20 protein-coding genes are annotated in these 17,228 nt (G+C 62.6%); 12 read left to right on the top strand and 8 right to left on the bottom strand.

Annotated features, from left to right (window positions below; translation table 11 throughout):
- Nucleotides 1-27: 27 nt before the first annotated feature.
- The 4 genes from leuA to trmFO all read left to right on the top strand — a co-directional run bounded on the left by leuA (nucleotide 28) and on the right by trmFO (nucleotide 4,853).
- Entirely contained in the window at nucleotides 28-1,698 is a 1,671-nt protein-coding gene (gene leuA, locus GGR44_RS03005) for a 2-isopropylmalate synthase (protein ID WP_183953934.1), read from the top strand.
- Nucleotides 1,699-1,809: 111 nt separating this feature from the next.
- Nucleotides 1,810-2,355 carry a GbsR/MarR family transcriptional regulator gene (locus GGR44_RS03010; protein ID WP_183953935.1) on the top strand — a complete coding sequence of 182 codons (546 nt, stop codon included), beginning with the start codon at nucleotides 1,810-1,812 and terminating at the stop codon, nucleotides 2,353-2,355.
- 82 nt (nucleotides 2,356-2,437) lie between these two features.
- Entirely contained in the window at nucleotides 2,438-3,406 is a 969-nt protein-coding gene (locus GGR44_RS03015; protein WP_246344277.1) for an SRPBCC family protein, read from the top strand.
- Between the two features lie 91 nt (nucleotides 3,407-3,497).
- Complete coding sequence (gene trmFO / locus GGR44_RS03020) at nucleotides 3,498-4,853, top strand: methylenetetrahydrofolate--tRNA-(uracil(54)-C(5))-methyltransferase (FADH(2)-oxidizing) TrmFO (RefSeq protein WP_183953937.1); 1,356 nt, start codon at nucleotides 3,498-3,500, stop codon at nucleotides 4,851-4,853.
- A 6-nt stretch (nucleotides 4,854-4,859) separates the two neighbouring features.
- Here trmFO and GGR44_RS03025 read toward each other — a convergent pair whose 3' ends face one another.
- Together GGR44_RS03025 and GGR44_RS03030 are read right to left on the bottom strand one after the other, a co-directional pair.
- The gene (locus tag GGR44_RS03025; protein WP_183953938.1) at nucleotides 4,860-5,324 is read right to left on the bottom strand and encodes an EF-hand domain-containing protein; all 465 of its coding nucleotides are present in this window, start codon (nucleotides 5,322-5,324) and stop codon (nucleotides 4,860-4,862) included.
- A 15-nt stretch (nucleotides 5,325-5,339) separates the two neighbouring features.
- The gene (locus tag GGR44_RS03030; protein WP_183953939.1) at nucleotides 5,340-5,981 is read right to left on the bottom strand and encodes a hypothetical protein; all 642 of its coding nucleotides are present in this window, start codon (nucleotides 5,979-5,981) and stop codon (nucleotides 5,340-5,342) included.
- Between the two features lie 212 nt (nucleotides 5,982-6,193).
- Here GGR44_RS03030 and GGR44_RS03035 point away from each other — a divergent pair, with 212 nt between their 5' ends.
- The 3 genes from GGR44_RS03035 to GGR44_RS03045 are packed head-to-tail and all read left to right on the top strand — an operon-like array spanning nucleotide 6,194 to nucleotide 9,215.
- Nucleotides 6,194-7,939 carry a pilus assembly protein TadG-related protein gene (locus GGR44_RS03035; RefSeq protein ID WP_246344278.1) on the top strand — a complete coding sequence of 582 codons (1,746 nt, stop codon included), beginning with the start codon at nucleotides 6,194-6,196 and terminating at the stop codon, nucleotides 7,937-7,939.
- Nucleotides 7,936-8,544 (top strand): TadE/TadG family type IV pilus assembly protein, encoded by a 609-nt coding sequence (locus tag GGR44_RS03040; protein ID WP_246344279.1) that lies wholly within the window; start codon nucleotides 7,936-7,938, stop codon nucleotides 8,542-8,544. Before GGR44_RS03035 ends, GGR44_RS03040 begins: the two co-directional genes overlap by 4 nt.
- The gene (locus GGR44_RS03045; protein ID WP_183953941.1) at nucleotides 8,541-9,215 is read left to right on the top strand and encodes a TadE/TadG family type IV pilus assembly protein; all 675 of its coding nucleotides are present in this window, start codon (nucleotides 8,541-8,543) and stop codon (nucleotides 9,213-9,215) included. Before GGR44_RS03040 ends, GGR44_RS03045 begins: the two co-directional genes overlap by 4 nt.
- A gap of 37 nt (nucleotides 9,216-9,252) precedes the next feature.
- Here GGR44_RS03045 and GGR44_RS03050 read toward each other — a convergent pair whose 3' ends face one another.
- The 4 genes from GGR44_RS03050 to eno form a co-directional block, all read right to left on the bottom strand.
- Nucleotides 9,253-10,617 carry a pyruvate dehydrogenase complex E1 component subunit beta gene (locus GGR44_RS03050; RefSeq protein WP_183953942.1) on the bottom strand — a complete coding sequence of 455 codons (1,365 nt, stop codon included), beginning with the start codon at nucleotides 10,615-10,617 and terminating at the stop codon, nucleotides 9,253-9,255.
- The gene (gene pdhA, locus GGR44_RS03055) at nucleotides 10,617-11,684 is read right to left on the bottom strand and encodes a pyruvate dehydrogenase (acetyl-transferring) E1 component subunit alpha (RefSeq protein WP_183953943.1); all 1,068 of its coding nucleotides are present in this window, start codon (nucleotides 11,682-11,684) and stop codon (nucleotides 10,617-10,619) included. The genes GGR44_RS03050 and pdhA overlap by 1 nt, the downstream gene beginning before the upstream one ends.
- Before the next feature lie 136 nt (nucleotides 11,685-11,820).
- Nucleotides 11,821-12,132 (bottom strand): FtsB family cell division protein, encoded by a 312-nt coding sequence (locus tag GGR44_RS03060; RefSeq protein WP_183953944.1) that lies wholly within the window; start codon nucleotides 12,130-12,132, stop codon nucleotides 11,821-11,823.
- Nucleotides 12,133-12,208: 76 nt separating this feature from the next.
- On the bottom strand, nucleotides 12,209-13,483 hold the full coding sequence (gene eno, locus GGR44_RS03065) for a phosphopyruvate hydratase (protein ID WP_183953945.1): 1,275 nt from the start codon (nucleotides 13,481-13,483) through the stop codon (nucleotides 12,209-12,211).
- A 215-nt stretch (nucleotides 13,484-13,698) separates the two neighbouring features.
- Between eno and GGR44_RS03070 the strand changes: the two genes are divergently transcribed.
- From GGR44_RS03070 to GGR44_RS03090, 5 genes are all read left to right on the top strand, one after another.
- Entirely contained in the window at nucleotides 13,699-14,364 is a 666-nt protein-coding gene (locus GGR44_RS03070; RefSeq protein WP_183953946.1) for a hypothetical protein, read from the top strand.
- A gap of 53 nt (nucleotides 14,365-14,417) precedes the next feature.
- Nucleotides 14,418-14,798 carry a hypothetical protein gene (locus GGR44_RS03075; protein ID WP_183953947.1) on the top strand — a complete coding sequence of 127 codons (381 nt, stop codon included), beginning with the start codon at nucleotides 14,418-14,420 and terminating at the stop codon, nucleotides 14,796-14,798.
- Nucleotides 14,795-15,109: a hypothetical protein gene (locus GGR44_RS03080; RefSeq protein ID WP_183953948.1), complete on the top strand. Its 315-nt coding sequence runs from the start codon at nucleotides 14,795-14,797 to the stop codon at nucleotides 15,107-15,109. Before GGR44_RS03075 ends, GGR44_RS03080 begins: the two co-directional genes overlap by 4 nt.
- A complete protein-coding gene (locus tag GGR44_RS03085; RefSeq protein ID WP_183953949.1) occupies nucleotides 15,102-15,677 on the top strand; it encodes a DUF883 family protein in 576 nt (191 codons plus the stop codon). Before GGR44_RS03080 ends, GGR44_RS03085 begins: the two co-directional genes overlap by 8 nt.
- 100 nt (nucleotides 15,678-15,777) lie before the next feature.
- The gene (locus tag GGR44_RS03090; protein ID WP_183953950.1) at nucleotides 15,778-16,005 is read left to right on the top strand and encodes a DUF4170 domain-containing protein; all 228 of its coding nucleotides are present in this window, start codon (nucleotides 15,778-15,780) and stop codon (nucleotides 16,003-16,005) included.
- Nucleotides 16,006-16,029: 24 nt separating this feature from the next.
- Here the strand turns inward: GGR44_RS03090 and GGR44_RS03095 are convergent, their stop codons facing one another.
- Together GGR44_RS03095 and greA are read right to left on the bottom strand one after the other, a co-directional pair.
- The gene (locus GGR44_RS03095) at nucleotides 16,030-16,662 is read right to left on the bottom strand and encodes a rhomboid family intramembrane serine protease (RefSeq protein ID WP_183953951.1); all 633 of its coding nucleotides are present in this window, start codon (nucleotides 16,660-16,662) and stop codon (nucleotides 16,030-16,032) included.
- 41 nt (nucleotides 16,663-16,703) lie between these two features.
- Nucleotides 16,704-17,180 carry a transcription elongation factor GreA gene (gene greA, locus GGR44_RS03100; protein WP_183954229.1) on the bottom strand — a complete coding sequence of 159 codons (477 nt, stop codon included), beginning with the start codon at nucleotides 17,178-17,180 and terminating at the stop codon, nucleotides 16,704-16,706.
- Between the last annotated feature and the right edge of the window lie 48 nt (nucleotides 17,181-17,228).

Genomic DNA, 17,228 nt, shown 5'->3' on the forward strand with positions numbered 1-17,228 from the left:
CTTCGTCGCAGGAAGTAGTTTGATACCATGATGTTGACCGACCCTTCGCAGAAATATCGCCCTTTCCCCCAGGTGGACCTGCCCGACCGGCAGTGGCCCAGCCGCGTCATCACCGCGCCGCCGCGCTGGCTGTCGACCGATCTGCGCGACGGCAATCAGGCGCTGATCGACCCGATGAACGCGGAAAAAAAGACCCGCTTCTTCGATCTGCTGCTCAAGGTCGGCGTCAAGGAGATCGAGGTCGGCTTCCCCTCCGCCGGAGCGACCGAATTCGACTTCATCAGCGGTCTGGTGAAAAACGGGCGCATCCCCGACGATGTCTTCGTCCAGGTGCTGACACAGGCGCGCGAAGACCTGATCGCCACCACCTTTGAATCGCTGCGCGGCGCGAAACAGGCGATCGTTCATGTCTACAACGCCGTGTCGCCCGCATGGCGCAACATCGTGTTCCAGATGGAACGGCCGCAGATCAAGGAGATCGCGATAAACGCGGCGAAGCTGCTGCGCGACAATGCCGCGGCCCAGCCGAACACCGACTGGCATTTCGAATATAGCCCCGAAACCTTCTCCACGGCGGAACTGGATTTCAGCCTGGAATGTTGCGAAGCGGTGATGGACATTTTGATGCCCACGCCCGAAAAACCGCTGATCCTGAACCTGCCTGCAACGGTCGAGGCGGCGACGCCCAATATCTACGCCGACCAGATCGAATGGATGTGCCGTCACATCTCGCGCCGCGACAGCGTGGTCATCTCGCTCCATCCCCATAACGACCGGGGCACCGGCGTCGCCGCCGCTGAACTCGGCCTGATGGCGGGCGCGGATCGGGTCGAGGGCTGCCTGTTCGGCAATGGCGAGCGCACCGGCAATTGCGACATCGTGACCGTCGCGCTCAACATGTATACGCAAGGGATCAACCCCGCGCTCGACTTCAGCGACATCGACGAAGTCATCCAGACGGTCGAATATTGCAACCAGTTGCCGGTCCATCCGCGCCATCCCTATGCCGGGGAACTGGTGTTCACCGCTTTTTCGGGCAGCCATCAGGATGCGATCAAGAAGGGCTTCGCCGCGCAGGAAGCGCGCAACGACCTGATCTGGAACGTCCCCTATCTGCCCATCGACCCCAAGGATCTGGGCCGCGATTATGAAGCGGTGATCCGCGTCAATTCGCAGTCGGGCAAGGGCGGCGTGGCCTGGGTGCTGCAACAGGACAAGGGGCTGAAACTGCCCAAGCGGATGCAGGCCGATTTCTCCAAGGTGGTGCAGGCGCTCGCCGATGAAAGCAGCCGCGAGCTCAACGCCGCCGACATCTGGGCCGCGTTCGAGGCGCATTATTGCCTGGGCGCTGACCAGCCCTACAAGCTGCTCGACTATAGCGAGAGCGGCAGTGCGGGCGACCGCATCTTCGTGGGCAAGATCGGCCATGACGGCGGCGAACGCTCGATCTCCGGGCGCGGCAACGGCCTCATCTCCAGCGTGCTGGCCGCGCTGCGCGACGAACTGGGCGTGGACCTGGAGGTCGCCGACTATAGCGAGCACGCCATCGGCGCGGGGACAAACGTCAACGCCGCCGCCTATGTCGAATGCCGCACGCCCGACGGCCGCACCGTGTTCGGCATCGGCCTGGACAGCGACATCGCCACCGCGTCGGTGCAAGCCGTCCTCTCCGCCGCCAACGGTCTGGCGCGGGGTTAACAGCCGCCGCATGGCGCGTATCGCCCAGTCCCATGGCATCGGGTGATACGCAAAAACCGTTTGCACAAACTGGTCATTTCCGTTATTTCTGTTTTTACAGAAAGGAACGCCATGCCGCTGCTAGACCATCCCGATGCCAAGGCGTTTTTGCTCCACTGGGGTGAGATGGGCACGCAATGGGGCGTCAACCGCTCGGTCGGCCAGATCCACGCCCTGCTTTATCTCTCCAATCACCCCTTGCCCGCCGACGAGATCGTCGATCAACTGGGCCTTGCCCGATCCAATGTCTCGACCGCGCTCAAGGAATTGCAATCCTATTCCATCGTTCGCCGCGTTCATGTCGAAGGCGACCGGCGCGACCATTTCGTGGCGGAACTCGATCCTTGGGATATGCTCCTCCACATCGCGGCCGAACGCAAACGGCGTGAGATCGACCCGACCATCGCGCTGATGGGGGAACTGGCCGCCCGCCTTGCAAAAGATGGTCATGTCGCGCCCCATATACGCGAACGCATCACGCGCATGCACGAATTCCTCTCGACGCTGGGCAACTGGTATGAACAGGTCCGCGTCCTCCCCAAGCCCACGCTCGTCGCCCTGATGAAACTTGGCGGCAAGATCGCCCGCTTTCTGCCGGGTGGAAAGAAGACGGACTAAGCCGTAGCCCCTTACCGCAACCATCCTGCGTTCACCAAATTCGGAGATTTCAGTAATGTCAGATGGTAACGATGCACATGGGTTGAGCGCAGTCCGCAGACGCATCGCGACGCTCCGAATTCTGGGGGCCATCGCTACTGCTTTTGCCTTTACGGTGGGCGTGTATCTCTTGCTCGAAGCATTGCGACCGGCGTCCGGCCTTATCAGTTTCACTTTCTTGCTGGTTCTGCCTGCCGCCGTCACAGCCTTCGTCAGCTTCGTCGGCGATCCGATGGCCGAACGAAATCGCGCCTATTACATGACCATGCCGCTCTGGTTGCTCGGGGTTTTGATCCTCCTCTCCATTCCGGTATTGAAGGAAGGGGTAATCTGCGTCGTCATGCTGTCTCCGCTTTGGCTTGCGAGCGGCATGGCCGGTGCCTACGCAACCTATCGCTTGCGCGGCCGCGCCGGAGATGGTGGTACCTATTGCATGGCGGTGCTTGCTCTGCCTTTGATCGCGATGCAGGTTGAACCGATGATCCCTCTGCCGCAAGCGACGGCGACCGTTAGTCGTTCCATTGTCGTGAACGCTACCCCGGCGGAAATCTGGCCGTTGCTCCGTGGCATTCCTGATGTGCGTCCGGGTGAGGGAGCCTGGACCTTTACTCAGGATGTACTTGGCGTGCCGCGACCGATCGGCGCGCATATGCTTGGCGAAGGCATTGGTGCGACTCGCCTCGCCAACTGGGGTCGGCAGGTGCGTTTCGCCGAACATATTGTCGACTGGCAGCCGGACCGGAGCATCGGTTGGCGGTTCGACTTTCGTGGCCTCGACGCATGGCAGTTCACTGACCGGCACCTGATGCCCGACAGCCGTTATTTCAAGGTGACGACCGGCGGCTATCATATGGAGCGGATCGGGAACCGCCGGACCCGCGTTACCATCTACACCGATTACTGGATGCAGACCCCGGTCAACGCCTATTCCCGACTGTGGGGCGAACTGTTCCTGGGAGATATTGAAAACAATCTGCTCGCCCTGATCCGCCAGCGCGCTGAGGCGCACTGATCCGTCCCATATATCTTGCCTCGGACGTTGATATGGCCCACTGACAGCCGCCGACACTAAATCGGCAAAATATTGCGAAGCTAGATTGAGCATGACCAACCACGACATCCACATCATCGGCGGGGGCCTTGCGGGCACGGAGGCGGCCTGGCAGCTGGCGCAGGCGGGGGTGAAGGTGCGCCTGTCGGAAATGCGTGGGTCGGGTGCGGCGGGGGGTGACATGACGCCCGCGCACCAGACGCAGGGGCTTGCCGAACTGGTCTGTTCCAACAGCTTCCGATCCGATGACGCGGACAAGAACGCCGTGGGCCTGCTGCATCAGGAAATGCGGCGGCTGGGCTCGCTCATCATGGCGCAGGCGGAACCGGCCAAGGTGCCCGCCGGGTCGGCGCTGGCGGTCGACCGCCATGTGTTTTCAGACGGCGTGACCGCCGCGCTCGCCGCCCATCCCAACATCACCATCGTGCGGGAACGCATCGACGCGCTGCCGACGCAGGGCATGACCATCGTCGCCACCGGCCCGCTGACCGCCCCGGCGCTTGCGACAAGCATCGGCGAAGCGGCGGGCATGGAGCATCTCGCCTTTTTCGACGCCATCGCGCCGGTCATCCATCATGACAGCATCGACATGGACAAATGCTGGATGGCCAATCGCTGGGACAAGATCGGCCCCGGCGGCGGCGAGGGCAAGGATTATATCAATTGCCCGATGACCAAGGACCAGTATCAGGCCTTCGTCCAGGGACTGCTCGACGGCGAGAAGACCGAGTTCAAGCAATGGGAGACCAACACCCCCTATTTCGAAGGCTGCATGCCGATCGAGGTGATGGCGTCGCGCGGGCCGGAAACGCTGCGCCATGGACCGATGAAGCCGATGGGGCTGGACGATCCGCGCACCGGCCGCTGGCCCTATGCGGTGGTGCAATTGCGGCAGGACAACGCCAGCGGCACATTGTGGAACATGGTCGGTTTCCAGACCAAGCTGAAACATGGCGCGCAGGTCGATCTGTTCCGCACCATCCCCGGCCTTGAAAAGGCGGAGTTCGCGCGGCTGGGCGGGCTGCACCGCAACACCTTCATCCGGTCGCCCCAGTTGCTGGACGCGACCCTGCGCCTGAAAAGCGCGCCCCATATCCGCTTCGCCGGGCAAATGACGGGGTGCGAAGGCTATGTCGAAAGCGCCGCCATCGGCCTGCTCGCCGGGCGCTTCGCCGCCGCCGAATTGCTGGGTAAGCCGCTGGCCCCACCCCCGGCTGATACGGCGCTGGGCGCGCTGCTCGGCCATGTCACGGGCAATGTCGCGACCGCCGACTATCAGCCGATGAACGTCAATTTCGGCCTGTTCCCACCGCTGGACGACGTGAAGAAGAAGCAACGCAAGGAAGCCTATACCGCCCGCGCCCGCGCGTCGCTTGGCCAATGGCTGGGTGAAATGGCAATCGCCTGACGCTGGTCAGCATTTGCACTTCGCCCTGACCACCCGCTTGGGCGCGGTGGCGGCGAACTCCGCCGGGGTCAGGCGGCCGTCGCCATCGGCATCGGCCTTGCCGAAACGATCCGATGTAGCGACCGCCCATTCCTCGAAGGACAGCAGGTTGTCGCGGTCCTTGTCCAGCGCCTTGAACGCCTTTACCCGGCTGCCCATCATCTCAATGCGGGTGATCGCGCCGTCGCGATTGCGGTCGTAGCGGGCAAAGCGTCTCTGCTCGCGGTTTTGCGCCATCGCCCCCTGTTCTTGCGGCAAGGCATCGCCCACCGCATCAGGATCGCCCTCGGGCAGCGCCTCAATCGGCGGCGGAGGAGGAGGCGCGAAGGCGGCGGCGGGCGCCGCGTCGCTCTCAGCGCGCCCCTGCCACCAGAACAGGCCGCCCGCCACCGCCATCAGGGTGATGATCGCGCCCGCCAGCAATCGCCCCATGGCTGCCCCCCATGCCTAATATTTCGACCAGATCAGCCATAATAGTTGCAGATAGAGCCGGGGCGTCAAGCGCGCCGACGCCGCCCGCCCGCGCCGCACATCATAACGGGCAAGGCCATAGGCGATCCGCATCGCGGCCCATTCCCTAGGCCAGTCGGGGCGCTCGCCCAGCTTGTGGCGCGCGGCCAGCGCAATCGCATCGGCCGCCAGAGTTTCATCGGCGGTATGGGCCGACAAATCCCACAGCGCCCACACGGCCCCCGCTTGCACCAGCCAGCCGGGGACATCATCGCGTCCCGCCAGCGCGCGAAACAGTCCGCCCCCACGCCCGGCGGCATAGGTGTCCAGATCGACGTCCCCCAGCAACGCCTCCCACCCGTCGATCAGATGGTCGAGCCCGGCTGGCGGCAGCATGGCGGCGGCATGGAGCGCCTCGACCAGCGGCTCCCCCTGCCCCTTTGCTCCGCTCGCATCGGTCAGGGCGTCATACCACCAGGTCAGCTTGATCTGGCCGATGGCCGGCTCGCTGCTTTTGGCGACCAGCATCGCCAGCCGCGCATCCAGCGCCCACACCAACCGATGCCGCGCCGCATCTCGCCCGGCATGGGCGCAGAGCAGGCGCGGAACCGGCCCTATCTCATCCCATAAATCGCTCATCCCCGGCTTTCGCGGATCAGCGAGGTTATCAGCATTTTAACCATCATCCTCATACACATCCTAACCAGTGCGCCTGCATAGGCGAAAATGCCGCCCGGTCCATGTTTCGGGGGATTTTGGGCGCAGTTATTGGGTGAATGCGGATAATGGGCAAGTCAAAGGAACATCAAGGGGGCTTTCTGGCCCGGCTCGCGCGGAACCAGTCGGGCAACATGCTTGCCATGGTGGCGGCGGCCCTCATTCCTTTGCTCGGGCTGGTCGGCGGCGGCGTCGACATGGCGCGCCTCTACCTCACCAAGGCGCGCCTGCAACAGGCCTGCGACGCGGGCGCGCTGGCCGGGCGCAAGCAGATGGGGTCCGGCGCCTGGAACGCGGACAGCAACAAGGCCAACACCGTGGCGCTGGAATTGTTCGACGCCAATTTCGGCACCAATCCCTATGGCACGAACACGACGACCCGCAGCTTCAGCGAATCCGCCGGCAAGGTGACAGGAACCACCTCGGTGATCGTGCCGATGACCGTGATGAAGGTGTTCAAAAAAGGCGATCAGACCATAAGCGTCACCTGCGACGCCGAAATGCGGATCCCCAATTCCGACGTGATGTTCGTGCTCGATACCACGGGTTCGATGGGTTGGGTCAATCCGGGCGACACCGACACGAAGATCAATGGCCTGAAAAAGGCCGTCAAATGCTTCTACGAAGCCTTGATGAAGGTCGATACCACGGCGGATTGCGGATCGGCGCCAAGCGGCGCCAACAGCAGTGGGGTCCAACTGCGGTTCGGTTTTGTGCCATATAGCGTGAATGTGAACGTCGGAAAGCTGCTGCATAACGACTGGATCGCCAATAGCTGGACCTATCAGAGCCGTACATTCACGGGCTCTGCCGGAACCTGGGGAAACTGGACATCGCTTGGAACGGGAATTCGGTGGGGATCGTGCCCCACCAATACGGCGACGACCGAATATCGAAACCAAACCCAGGGTAGTTTCTGGGGCTATCCTTATTGCACCGGCGGCGAATATCGTACGCTGTCAGGCGGGACGGTTCAATATACCTATCAGCCCGTCTCGCTGGACGTCAGCGGTCTGAAAGCGGGCGGATATAGCTGGAATGGAAGTGTTGATTTGCCGGTCGGCGCAAATGGCGCCAACGAAGCCCAGACATGGGACGGATGTATAGAAGAACGTCAGACCGTACGCGCCAACAGTTACGATCCGATCCCATCCAACGCCTATGATCTGGACATCGACCAAGTTCCGAACACCAGTGACCCCGCGACCCAATGGGGCCCCATGTTGCCAGGCGCAGTCTGGGAGCGCAGGAATGACGGAGGCAGCCGAAATTACTCCGCTGTCATAACATCCAGTGAAAAAACGGACGAACGCCTGTCCAACATGAGCGAGTATTTCTGCCCCACTGCAGCGAAGAGGTTGCAAACTTGGTCGACGGCCGCTTCATTTGAGGCCTATGTCAACTCGCTGACGCCCAGCGGCAATACATACCACGACATTGGCTTGATCTGGGGTGCGCGCCTCATATCGCCCACCGGCCTGTTCGCCAGCGACAATGCCCTGACGCCCAATGGCGGCACGATCGAACGGCACATCATATTCATGACGGACGGGGATACCCAGACCGACCACGACAATTACACTGCTTATGGTGTGCCCTGGTGGGATCGCCGGACCACGGCCGCCTCTGCAAGTCCGACCAACACACAACTGACAAATCAGGTCAACATGCGCTTTCTGGCCATGTGCAAGGCGATCAAGAACAAGAATATCACGCTCTGGGTGATCTCCTTCGGCGACGACGTCAGCGCGGACGCACAGACCAACCTTGAGACCTGCGCCAGTTCCGGCCGCTTCTATTCCGCCGCCAACAGCGCCGACCTCATCAACCAGTTCAAGGCGATCGCCAGCGAAATATCCCAGCTAAGGCTGACCAAATGATGCGCCGCCGCCGTTTCATCCAGGCATTGGCCCGCAGCCAGGCGGGAACCACCATCACGGAGTTCGGGCTGATCGCGCCCATATTCATGACCATGGTGATGGGTGCGCTCGATCTTGGGCATACGCTGTACATGCAAAGTACGCTGCAGGGCGCCGTGCAGAAGGCCGCGCGCGATTCCACCCTGGAATCGGGCGGCACGACCGCAAACCAGACCGCGATCAACACGGCGATCACCGATCAGGTCCAGCGCCTGGCGAAGGGCGCGACGGTCACGATCACACGCACATCCTTCCGCGACTATACCAAGGCCGCCTCCAGAACGAAGGAGCCGTTCACCGATACCAACGGGAACGGCACCTGCAATGCAGGCGAACCCTATGAAGACAGCAACAACAGCGGCAGTTGGGACATCGACAACGGCACCACCGGCCAGGGCGGCGCCAAGGATTCCGTGATCCTGTCCACCCAGATTTCCTATCCGCGCCTCTTCCCCTTCCTGAAGGCGATAGGGTTGCCCGCCAATGTCACGATGAACGCCACTACGGTGCTGGTGAACCAGCCCTATGGCGATCAGGCGGCCGTCACGGTGAGGAACTGCACATGAAGCGTCTGTTTGCGCGCGGGGCCGGCAGGATAGGGATCGGCCGGGACCAGAGGGGCATGGCGGTCGTCGAATTCGCGGTCGTCCTGCCGTTCGTCGTCCTCGTCACCATGGGCGCGGCTGAACTGACCAATTATACCACGACCAAGATGCGCATCAGCCAGCTTGCGCTGATGGTGGCGGACAATGCCTCGCGTATCGGCACCGGCACCGTCCTGTCGAACAAGACGATCAGCGAAAAGCAGATCAACGATCTGCTGACCGGCGCTGGCCTGCAAGGCGGCAAGCTCGACCTGTTCACCCATGGCCGGGTGATCATCCGCAGCATCCAGCCGGGATCGACCTCGGGCAAATATGTGGTGAAATGGAACCGCTGCCGGGGCTTGAAGACCTACACCGCCACCACCTATCCCATGGCCAGCACAACAGAGCGCAACACCGGATCGACCAATGTGTTCAAGGTGACCCCGCCGTCGAACGGGGCGGTGATGTTCGTCGAGATCACCTATAATTACCAACCGCTGATCGGCTCTCGCTTCATCAACATATCCGAAATCAAGGAAGTTGCGGCGATGACGGTCCGCGACAATCGCGATTATACCGGCGGCACCGACGGCATTTACAATACCGAAGGCGTCACCGCATCCAGTTGCTCGACCTATTCGGCAACCTGAAAGGAAAAGGGCAGCTCCACCGGAACCGCCCCTCAGATCAGCGATAGCAGACCTTCTTCACCGCAGCGACCACCCGGCCAGCGTCGATCAACGCGGCCTTTTCCAGATTGGCGGCATAGGGCAGCGGCACATCCTCGTTGGTCACGCGCAGCACCGGCGCATCCAGGTCGTCAAAGCCCTGCTCCATCGCCACGGCGGCGATTTCCGAAGCGATCGAACAGGTCGGCCAGCCTTCTTCGACCACAACCATGCGGTTGGTTTTCTTCAGGCTGGCCAGCACCGTTGCGGTATCCAGCGGGCGCAGCGTGCGCAGGTCGATCACCTCCGCTTCGATCCCTTCTGCCGCCAGCGTTTCAGCGGCTTCCAACGCGATGCCGACGCCGATGGAATAGCTGACGATGGTCACCGCCTCGCCCGCCCGCATGATCCGCGCCTTGCCGATGGGCAGGACATAATCGTCGACCTTGGGCACGTCGAAGCTGCGGCCATAGACCAGTTCGTTTTCGAGGAAGACGACCGGATCTTCGGACCGGATCGCTGCTTTCAGCAAACCCTTGGCGTCGGCCGCGTCATAGGGGGCGATCACGATCAGACCCGGCACGGCGGCGTACCAGGGCCCATAATTCTGGCTGTGCTGGGCGCCCACGCGGCTGGCCGCGCCATTGGGGCCGCGGAACACGACCGGGCAACGCATCTGACCGCCCGACATATAATTGGTCTTGGCGGCCGAATTGATGATGTGGTCAATCGCCTGCATGGCGAAGTTGAACGTCATGAACTCGACGATGGGCTTCAGGCCACCCATGGCCGCGCCCGTGCCGATGCCGGCAAAACCATATTCGGTGATCGGCGTGTCGATGACGCGCTTGTCGCCAAATTCCTCCAGCAGGCCCTGGGTGACCTTGTAGGCGCCCTGATATTCGGCGACTTCCTCGCCCATCACGAACACGCGGTCGTCGCGGCGCATTTCTTCGGCCATGGCGTCGCGCAGCGCCTCGCGCACGGTGGTCTTCACCATTTCCGTGCCTTCGGGCAGCGACGGGTCGGCAATGGCGGCCTGCGCTGGCGCGGCGGCGCGCTGGGCGGGCGCTGCGGGTTCGCTCGCCGCCACGGGTTCAGGCGCGGCGACAGGCGTTGGCGCGGCCTCGGCCACGGAGCCGTCCTCGCCGGCCATCGTCGCGATGACGGTGCCCACCTTCACGCCCTCGGTCCCTTCGGCCACCATGATCTTGCCGATCATGCCCTCGTCGACCGCTTCGAATTCCATCGTCGCCTTGTCGGTTTCAATCTCGGCCAGGATGTCGCCCGACGACACGCTGTCGCCTTCCTTGACCAGCCATTTGGCCAGCGTCCCTTCCTCCATCGTCGGAGAAAGCGCCGGCATCCGGATTTCGACAGCCATCAATATTGCTCCACCAGCACGTCGGTATAGAGTTCAGCCAGATCGGGCTCCGGCGATGTTTCGGCGAAATCGGCCGATGCGTTGACGATTTTGCGGATTTCCTGGTCGATCGCCTTCATCTCATCCTCGCCGACTTCGGCTGCAAGCAGGTGCTTCTTCACGCCCTCGATCGGGTCGGACTTCTCCCGCATCGCCTGCACTTCCTCGCGCGAGCGATATTTGGCCGGATCGGACATGCTATGGCCGCGATAGCGATAGGTCTTCATTTCCAGCAGGATCGGGCCGTTCCCGGCCTTGACCCATTTCAGCGCCTCTTCGGTCGCGCCGCGCACGGCCAGCACGTCCATGCCGTTGACCTGAATGCCGGGGATGCGGAAGCTCTCGCCGCGGCGATAAAGCTGATCCTCCGCCGACGATCGGTTGACGCTGGTGCCCATGGCGTATTGATTGTTCTCGATCACGAAAATGATCGGCAATTTCCACAGCTCGGCCATGTTGAAGCTTTCATAGACCTGCCCCTGATTGGCCGCGCCATCGCCGAAATAGGCGACGCACACGCCGCCGTCGCCACGATATTTATGCGAGAAGGCGAGGCCCGCGCCCAGCGACACCTGTGCGCCGACGATGCCATGGCCGCCGAAGAATTTATGTTCGACGCTGAACATGTGCATCGAACCACCCTTGCCGCGCGAAATGCCCGCTTCGCGGCCCGTCAGCTCGGCCATGATGACATTGGGGTCGATGCCATAGGCCAGCATGTGGCCATGGTCGCGATAGCCAGTGATCACGCTGTCCTTGCCCGGCTCCAGCGCGCTCTGAATGCCAACGGCGACCGCTTCCTGACCAATATAAAGGTGGCAGAAACCGCCGATCAGGCCGAGGCCGTACAACTGCCCCGCCTTTTCCTCGAAACGGCGGATAAGCACCATCTGGCGATAAAATTCCAGCAACTCTTCCTTGCTAGCCACATAATCGGTCGGGACATCCGGCCTGACCCGGTTGTGGTCGGCCGACGCGGCGGTTGCCTTTGCCCGGGCGCCTGAGCGCGGCGTGGGAGTTTTCGCCAAGGGCTCTGTTCCTCTCGTCTGACAAGGTTGATCCGACGTCGATATAGCGAGGAAGCCAGCGAAAATGCAACGGAAAGCGACCGGGTTCGGCAAAGGTTTGCCGAACCGGAAAAGGCGGAAAACGGCGCAAACCCTGTCAGTTCAGGGGAATGATGACCTCGTCGCGATGCACGACGCCCAACTGGCGACGGATCAATTCGTCACTGAGATCGGGGTCGACCCGGCGGGGATTGAGCAGGTCGACGCGGTTGCGCATTTCCTGCCGCTCGCGCGAGACATGGGCCAGTTCGACACGGGCGCTATTCAACTGACGCGAATAATCCCCCCATGCCAAAATGCCGCTTGGCCCCAAAATCGCGTAACCCGCGAAAAAGAGCAGCAGCAGGATGGCGATGGCGGGACCAAATGCCGAAAACAGCAGCAATTTCAATTTTGCGATCTGCGCCATGCCTTCTTTGAATCACAGCGATTCGCGCGCTGCAAGCGAAAATTGGTTAATCTGCGGTCAACCGAGTCCAAAGCCGTCAACGGAAAATCGAGCGCCCGGCATAGACCGCCATGTCGCCCAGTTCCTCCTCGATGCGGATCAACTGGTTATATTTGGCGAGCCGGTCGGAACGGGCGAGCGAACCGGTCTTGATCTGGCCGCAATTGGTGGCGACGGCGAGGTCGGCGATGGTCGCGTCCTCGGTCTCGCCCGACCGGTGCGACATGACGGCGGTGTAGCGCGCACGATGCGCCATATCGACGGCCGCCAGCGTTTCGGTCAGCGAACCGATCTGGTTGACCTTCACCAGCAGCGAATTGGCCAGCCCCTTGTCGATCCCCATCGACAGGCGCTTGGGGTTGGTGACGAACAGGTCGTCGCCGACCAACTGGCACTTGTCGCCGATCAGGTCGGTCAACGCCTTCCAGCCTTCGAAATCATCCTCGCTCATGCCGTCTTCAATCGACTTGATCGGATAATCGGCGACCAGCGCGGCCAGATAATCAGCCATTTCGACCGGCGTCAGAGAGAGGTTTTCGCCCGAAATCTCATATTTGCCGTTCCTGAAGAATTCGGTCGCGGCGCAATCAAGCGCCAGCATCACGTCGTCGCCAGGCTTGTAACCGGCCTTTTCGATCGACAGCATGATGAAATCGAGCGCGTCGCGGGTCGACGCGATATTGGGGGCAAAGCCGCCTTCATCGCCGACCGCCGTCGCCAGCCCCTTGTCATGCAGGCCCTTTTTCAGCGTGTGGAAGATTTCCGAACCGATCCGCACGGCGTCGGCAATGCTGTCCGCGCCGACCGGCATGATCATGAATTCCTGAAAGTCGATCGGGTTGTCGGCATGTTCGCCGCCATTGATGATGTTCATCATCGGCACCGGCAGGACATGGGCCGAAACGCCGCCGACATAGCGATACAGCGGCAGGCCGCGCGCATCGGCGGCGGCCTTGGCGGCGGCCATGCTGACGCCCAATATGGCGTTGGCGCCCAGACGGCTCTTGTTCTCCGTGCCGTCGAGCGCGATCATCGCCGCGTCGATCTCACCCTGATCTTCGGCCTCCATGCCGACGATCTCCTCGGCAATCTCGCCATTGACGGCGGCGACCGCGGCCAGAACGCCCTTGCCCATATATCTGGACATGTCGCCATCGCGCTTTTCCACCGCTTCATAGGCGCCGGTTGAAGCGCCCGAGGGCACCGCCGCACGACCGAAACTGCCATCCTCCAGCATCACGTCGACTTCAACGGTCGGGTTGCCCCGGCTGTCGAGAATCTGGCGCGCGTGGACGTCGAGAATGGCGGTCATGGCTTTTTCCCTGCTAGTATCGGCCGACTGTGGCAATCGCGACTCGATTAGCCACGCCATGTGCATCTGGCAATGCGGCAGGGCTTGCCTTCGTTCAAAAAATGCCGATGCTCGTTACTGTAACGGCAACGGAACTGTTTGCGGCCGCGAAGCATTGGTGGCCTGACGCTGTCAGAATTGGCCAAAGGCCCCACAGTTTTTGAGGAGAAACCAACATGGCGGACGCACCCGAAACTCCCGCTCGCAAAAACGTGACCAAGGCGCCGAAGAAAGCCGCCGTTAAGGTCGCCAAGGCAAAGCCGATGAAGGCGTCGGCCCCCGTCATCTCCGCCGCCAAGGCCGCGCCCGTGCGCAAGCCGCGCCTGAACAAGGCCTCGACCAAGCCTGCCGCGACCGGCTGGACCGCTCAGATCGCGCCATTGAAAGCAAAGGCGGAGGAGCAGATCGCGCCGCTCAAGGCCAAGGCTGGCGAAATGAGGGTGAAGGCTGAAAACGCCGCACGCGCCGCGTCTGAGAAGCTGCAGGAAATCGACTGGAAGGCGCAGATCGACCCGATCAGGGAGCAGGCCGGCAAGACCGCCAAGTCCGCTGCGGGCTATGCCAAGGAGTCCACCGGCACCGCCATGCAGAGCCTGGCCAAGCTGATCGCCGAAACGGCCGGCACCGTCGATGCAAAACTGGGTCCGCAATATGGCGACTATGCGCGACAGGCGGCCCAATCCGTGGCCAGCGCGGCCGACACGCTGGATAGCAAGGACGTCGATCAATTGATGGCCGAAGCGCGCGATTTCGTGCGAAAAAGTCCTGCCGTCGCGATTGGCGCAGCGGCAGTTGTCGGCTTCGTGCTGATGCGCCTGGCCAAGGGCTCGGACGAAGAGTGACCCGCGCCAGGGCATGATGCACAAGACGCTGCCTGCGGGCCCGGAGGATTGACGTGACAGACCAGCCTGCCGACCCGGTGTCGCCGGAAGAACCGGCCGGGACCGAAGAGGATGTGTCGCTTGGCGCGGTGTTCGCCCGGCTGGCCAACGACGCGCGCGCCTATGTCGAGGCGGAAGGCGACCGGCAAAAACTGCGCGCATCCCTGATCGCGGCGGGCGTGCGCGACGCGGCGATCCTGATCGTAATAGCCATTACATTGGGAACCGGCACTATCGTCGCCTTGCTCGTCGGGCTGATTATCGCGCTCGCGCCCATCCTCACCCCGCTCGGCGCGATCGGCGCGGTGCTGGGGAGCGCCCTGACGATGGCCGCCATCCTGCTGCTGCTGGCGCGTGCGCGAATCGCCCGCATGAAAAGGGACATCAGGCCATGAACCGGCAGGAATCCTATCGCGCCGCCTGCGCCCGCGCCATCGCCGCCCGCACCCGATTGAACGACAGCGTCGCGGTCGCCCGCGTCCGGCTGACCCCGGCTCGCCTGAAACGGGATGCGCGCGATCAAGCCGTCCAGACAGTGACTGACGCAGGTCATCGCGCCGTAAGGTCGGTTCGCGCCCATCCCGTCGCCACGGCGGCGGCGGCCACCGCCTTCATCGCCTATCTCGCCAGACGTCCGCTTGCGGCACTTTTTGGCCGCCTGCACGTTCGTTGGAAGACCCGCAATTCGGAGAATGACCATGGCTGAAATTCAGGAAAAGCTGAGCCGCGTGCGCGCCGCCGCCAACGGCATTGCCGACAGCGCCAGCGGCAAGATCAAGGATAGCGCCGAAAAGATGCGCGAAAGCGCGGGCGACCTGATCCAGACCGGCAGAGACAAGGCGGGCGAAGCCCTGACCGACGCCCGTGACCGGACCAGCCGGGTCGCCACCCGCGCGAACGAAATCGTGACCGAGCATCCGGTCGCGGCCGTGGCGGGCGCCGTGGCCGCCGGCGCGCTGATCGCATGGATGTTCCCCAAGAGCCGCAAGGCGATGCGCGCGCTGCCCGCCGTGGCCACATCCTTGGGCGCGCGCGCGGTCAACGCCGCTATCGCCGCCCGCACGCTGGCTGGCGAGAGCGCCGAAGCGGTCGCACGCAAGACCGGAGCGGCTGTCGACGCAGCCAGGGATAGCGCGAGCGGCGCACGCGACAGCATCGGTCGCACCGACATGGCCGCGCTGGCATCGCGCCTTGCCGATCAGGCCGCAGCCCTTGTCGCGGAAAAGGCGGAAGCCATCGCGAAAGACGTCAAAAGCCGCCTGCCGAGGAAATAACGGCCCGACCGATCCCATGCTTTGGTGCGAGCCCCTTGGAATGGGGCTGCGCCGCTGCTAATCGCTGGCGAAACCCCTGCAAAAAAGGAATGGAGACGCCATGAGCAAGATGCATCTGGTGATGGGTGGGCGTGTGAAAAACCCCCAGACGCTGGAGTTCGAGGATCTGAACGCGGTCGATTTCGTCGGCGTTTTCCCCGATTATGCCAGCGCCGAAAAGGCCTGGCGCGGCGCCGCCCAGCGGACCGTCGACGACGCCGAAATGCGTTATGTGATTGTCCACCTGCACCGGCTGCTCGATCCGGAAGCGCCCCAGGCCAGCGCCTGAACAGGGATAAGACCCGGCCGCCGGTCAGGCGCCGGGACGCGCGCGAAAACGCCAGTGCAGCAGAGGCCGGGTCAACAGCAGCCCGGCCAGGAAGCCGCCGATATGCGCGGCAACGCCAATAGAGCCAATCCCGCCCGGCTGGGTGGACACCGCCAGCGCCAGAAGCATTTGCACCCCGATCCACGCGGCCGCCAACCACAGCATCCGCACGATATTGGCGGAAAATGGCCCGACCCGACGCATTTCCTGTCGGCTATAGAGCAAGGCGTAATTGGCGATCAGCGCCGAAATGGCCCCGCTCGCGCCGACATAGCTGGCGGTTGATCCCGGATCAGCCGCCCATTGGGCGAACGCGGCGGCAAAAGCGCCCATGACATAGAGCAGCAGCGTCAACCAGCGGTTGAAGACATGCTCTACCTGCAATCCGCAGAACAGCAACATGAACATGTTGAACCCGATATGCGCCCAACCGGCATGGATCAGCGTCGCGCTGAGCGGGGTCAGCCAGACAGGCACGGCGTTGACACCGTCGAACAGCGACGGATCGCCAAAGCGCGCGGGGATGATGCCTGCGATCAGCGCCGCCGCCTCGACCTGATCCGACAGCAGGAGGATCAGGAAGATCAACAGATTGGCAGCCGCGATCCAGACGATCATGCGTCCGGCAAGCGATCGCGGCGTCACCATCGCCATGCCCGTCAGACAAAATCGATGCGTTCGACCAGATAGAATTTGTCGCCCGACGGCACGGTCACTTCGACCTCGTCACCGATCTGGCGACCGATCAGCGCCCGGCCCAGCGGACTGTTATAGCTGATCATGCCCGCCTTGGCGTCGGCCTCGGCCTGACCCACGATCTGATATTTGACCGGCTTGTCGTCTTCGTCCAGCAGGGTGACGGTCGCGCCGAACACGATCTTGTCGCCCGACAGCGTCTTGGGATCGATGATCTGGGCGCGCGACAATTTGTCTTCCAGGTCGGAAATCGTCGCTTCCACCTGACCCTGCCGTTCCTTGGCGGCGTGATATTCGGCATTTTCGGAGAGGTCGCCATGCGCGCGCGCTTCTTCGATCGCCTCCACAATCAGGGGACGCTCCGCCTTGAGTTCGCGGAGCTGCGCACTGAGCTTGTCATAGCCCATTTGCAGCATCGGCATCTTCTCAACGGTGGCCATCATCCAAATCCTTCGTCAAAAAATTCCTCTGGCGACCCCGGTTCCGGG

It is taken from the genome of Sphingobium fontiphilum (assembly GCF_014196635.1).
Lineage (GTDB): Bacteria > Pseudomonadota > Alphaproteobacteria > Sphingomonadales > Sphingomonadaceae > Sphingobium > Sphingobium fontiphilum.

Bases quoted from the DNA above. Each gene is read 5' to 3' on its own strand.
- GGR44_RS03010 (WP_183953935.1), top strand. From the start codon at position 1,810: ATGCCGCTGCTAGACCATCCCGATGCCAAGGCGTTTTTGCTCCACTGG.
- GGR44_RS03045 (WP_183953941.1), top strand. From the start codon at position 8,541: ATGAAGCGTCTGTTTGCGCGCGGGGCCGGCAGGATAGGGATCGGCCGG.
- GGR44_RS03085 (WP_183953949.1), top strand. From the start codon at position 15,102: ATGGCTGAAATTCAGGAAAAGCTGAGCCGCGTGCGCGCCGCCGCCAAC.
- GGR44_RS03025 (WP_183953938.1), bottom strand. From the start codon at position 5,324: ATGGGGCGATTGCTGGCGGGCGCGATCATCACCCTGATGGCGGTGGCG.
- GGR44_RS03050 (WP_183953942.1), bottom strand. From the start codon at position 10,617: ATGGCTGTCGAAATCCGGATGCCGGCGCTTTCTCCGACGATGGAGGAA.
- GGR44_RS03040 (WP_246344279.1), top strand. From the start codon at position 7,936: ATGATGCGCCGCCGCCGTTTCATCCAGGCATTGGCCCGCAGCCAGGCG.
- leuA (WP_183953934.1), top strand. From the start codon at position 28: ATGATGTTGACCGACCCTTCGCAGAAATATCGCCCTTTCCCCCAGGTG.
- GGR44_RS03080 (WP_183953948.1), top strand. From the start codon at position 14,795: ATGAACCGGCAGGAATCCTATCGCGCCGCCTGCGCCCGCGCCATCGCC.
- eno (WP_183953945.1), bottom strand. From the start codon at position 13,483: ATGACCGCCATTCTCGACGTCCACGCGCGCCAGATTCTCGACAGCCGG.
- GGR44_RS03070 (WP_183953946.1), top strand. From the start codon at position 13,699: ATGGCGGACGCACCCGAAACTCCCGCTCGCAAAAACGTGACCAAGGCG.
- GGR44_RS03035 (WP_246344278.1), top strand. From the start codon at position 6,194: ATGCTTGCCATGGTGGCGGCGGCCCTCATTCCTTTGCTCGGGCTGGTC.
- GGR44_RS03095 (WP_183953951.1), bottom strand. From the start codon at position 16,662: ATGATCGTCTGGATCGCGGCTGCCAATCTGTTGATCTTCCTGATCCTC.
- greA (WP_183954229.1), bottom strand. From the start codon at position 17,180: ATGGCCACCGTTGAGAAGATGCCGATGCTGCAAATGGGCTATGACAAG.
- GGR44_RS03060 (WP_183953944.1), bottom strand. From the start codon at position 12,132: ATGGCGCAGATCGCAAAATTGAAATTGCTGCTGTTTTCGGCATTTGGT.
- GGR44_RS03090 (WP_183953950.1), top strand. From the start codon at position 15,778: ATGAGCAAGATGCATCTGGTGATGGGTGGGCGTGTGAAAAACCCCCAG.
- GGR44_RS03030 (WP_183953939.1), bottom strand. From the start codon at position 5,981: ATGAGCGATTTATGGGATGAGATAGGGCCGGTTCCGCGCCTGCTCTGC.
- trmFO (WP_183953937.1), top strand. From the start codon at position 3,498: ATGACCAACCACGACATCCACATCATCGGCGGGGGCCTTGCGGGCACG.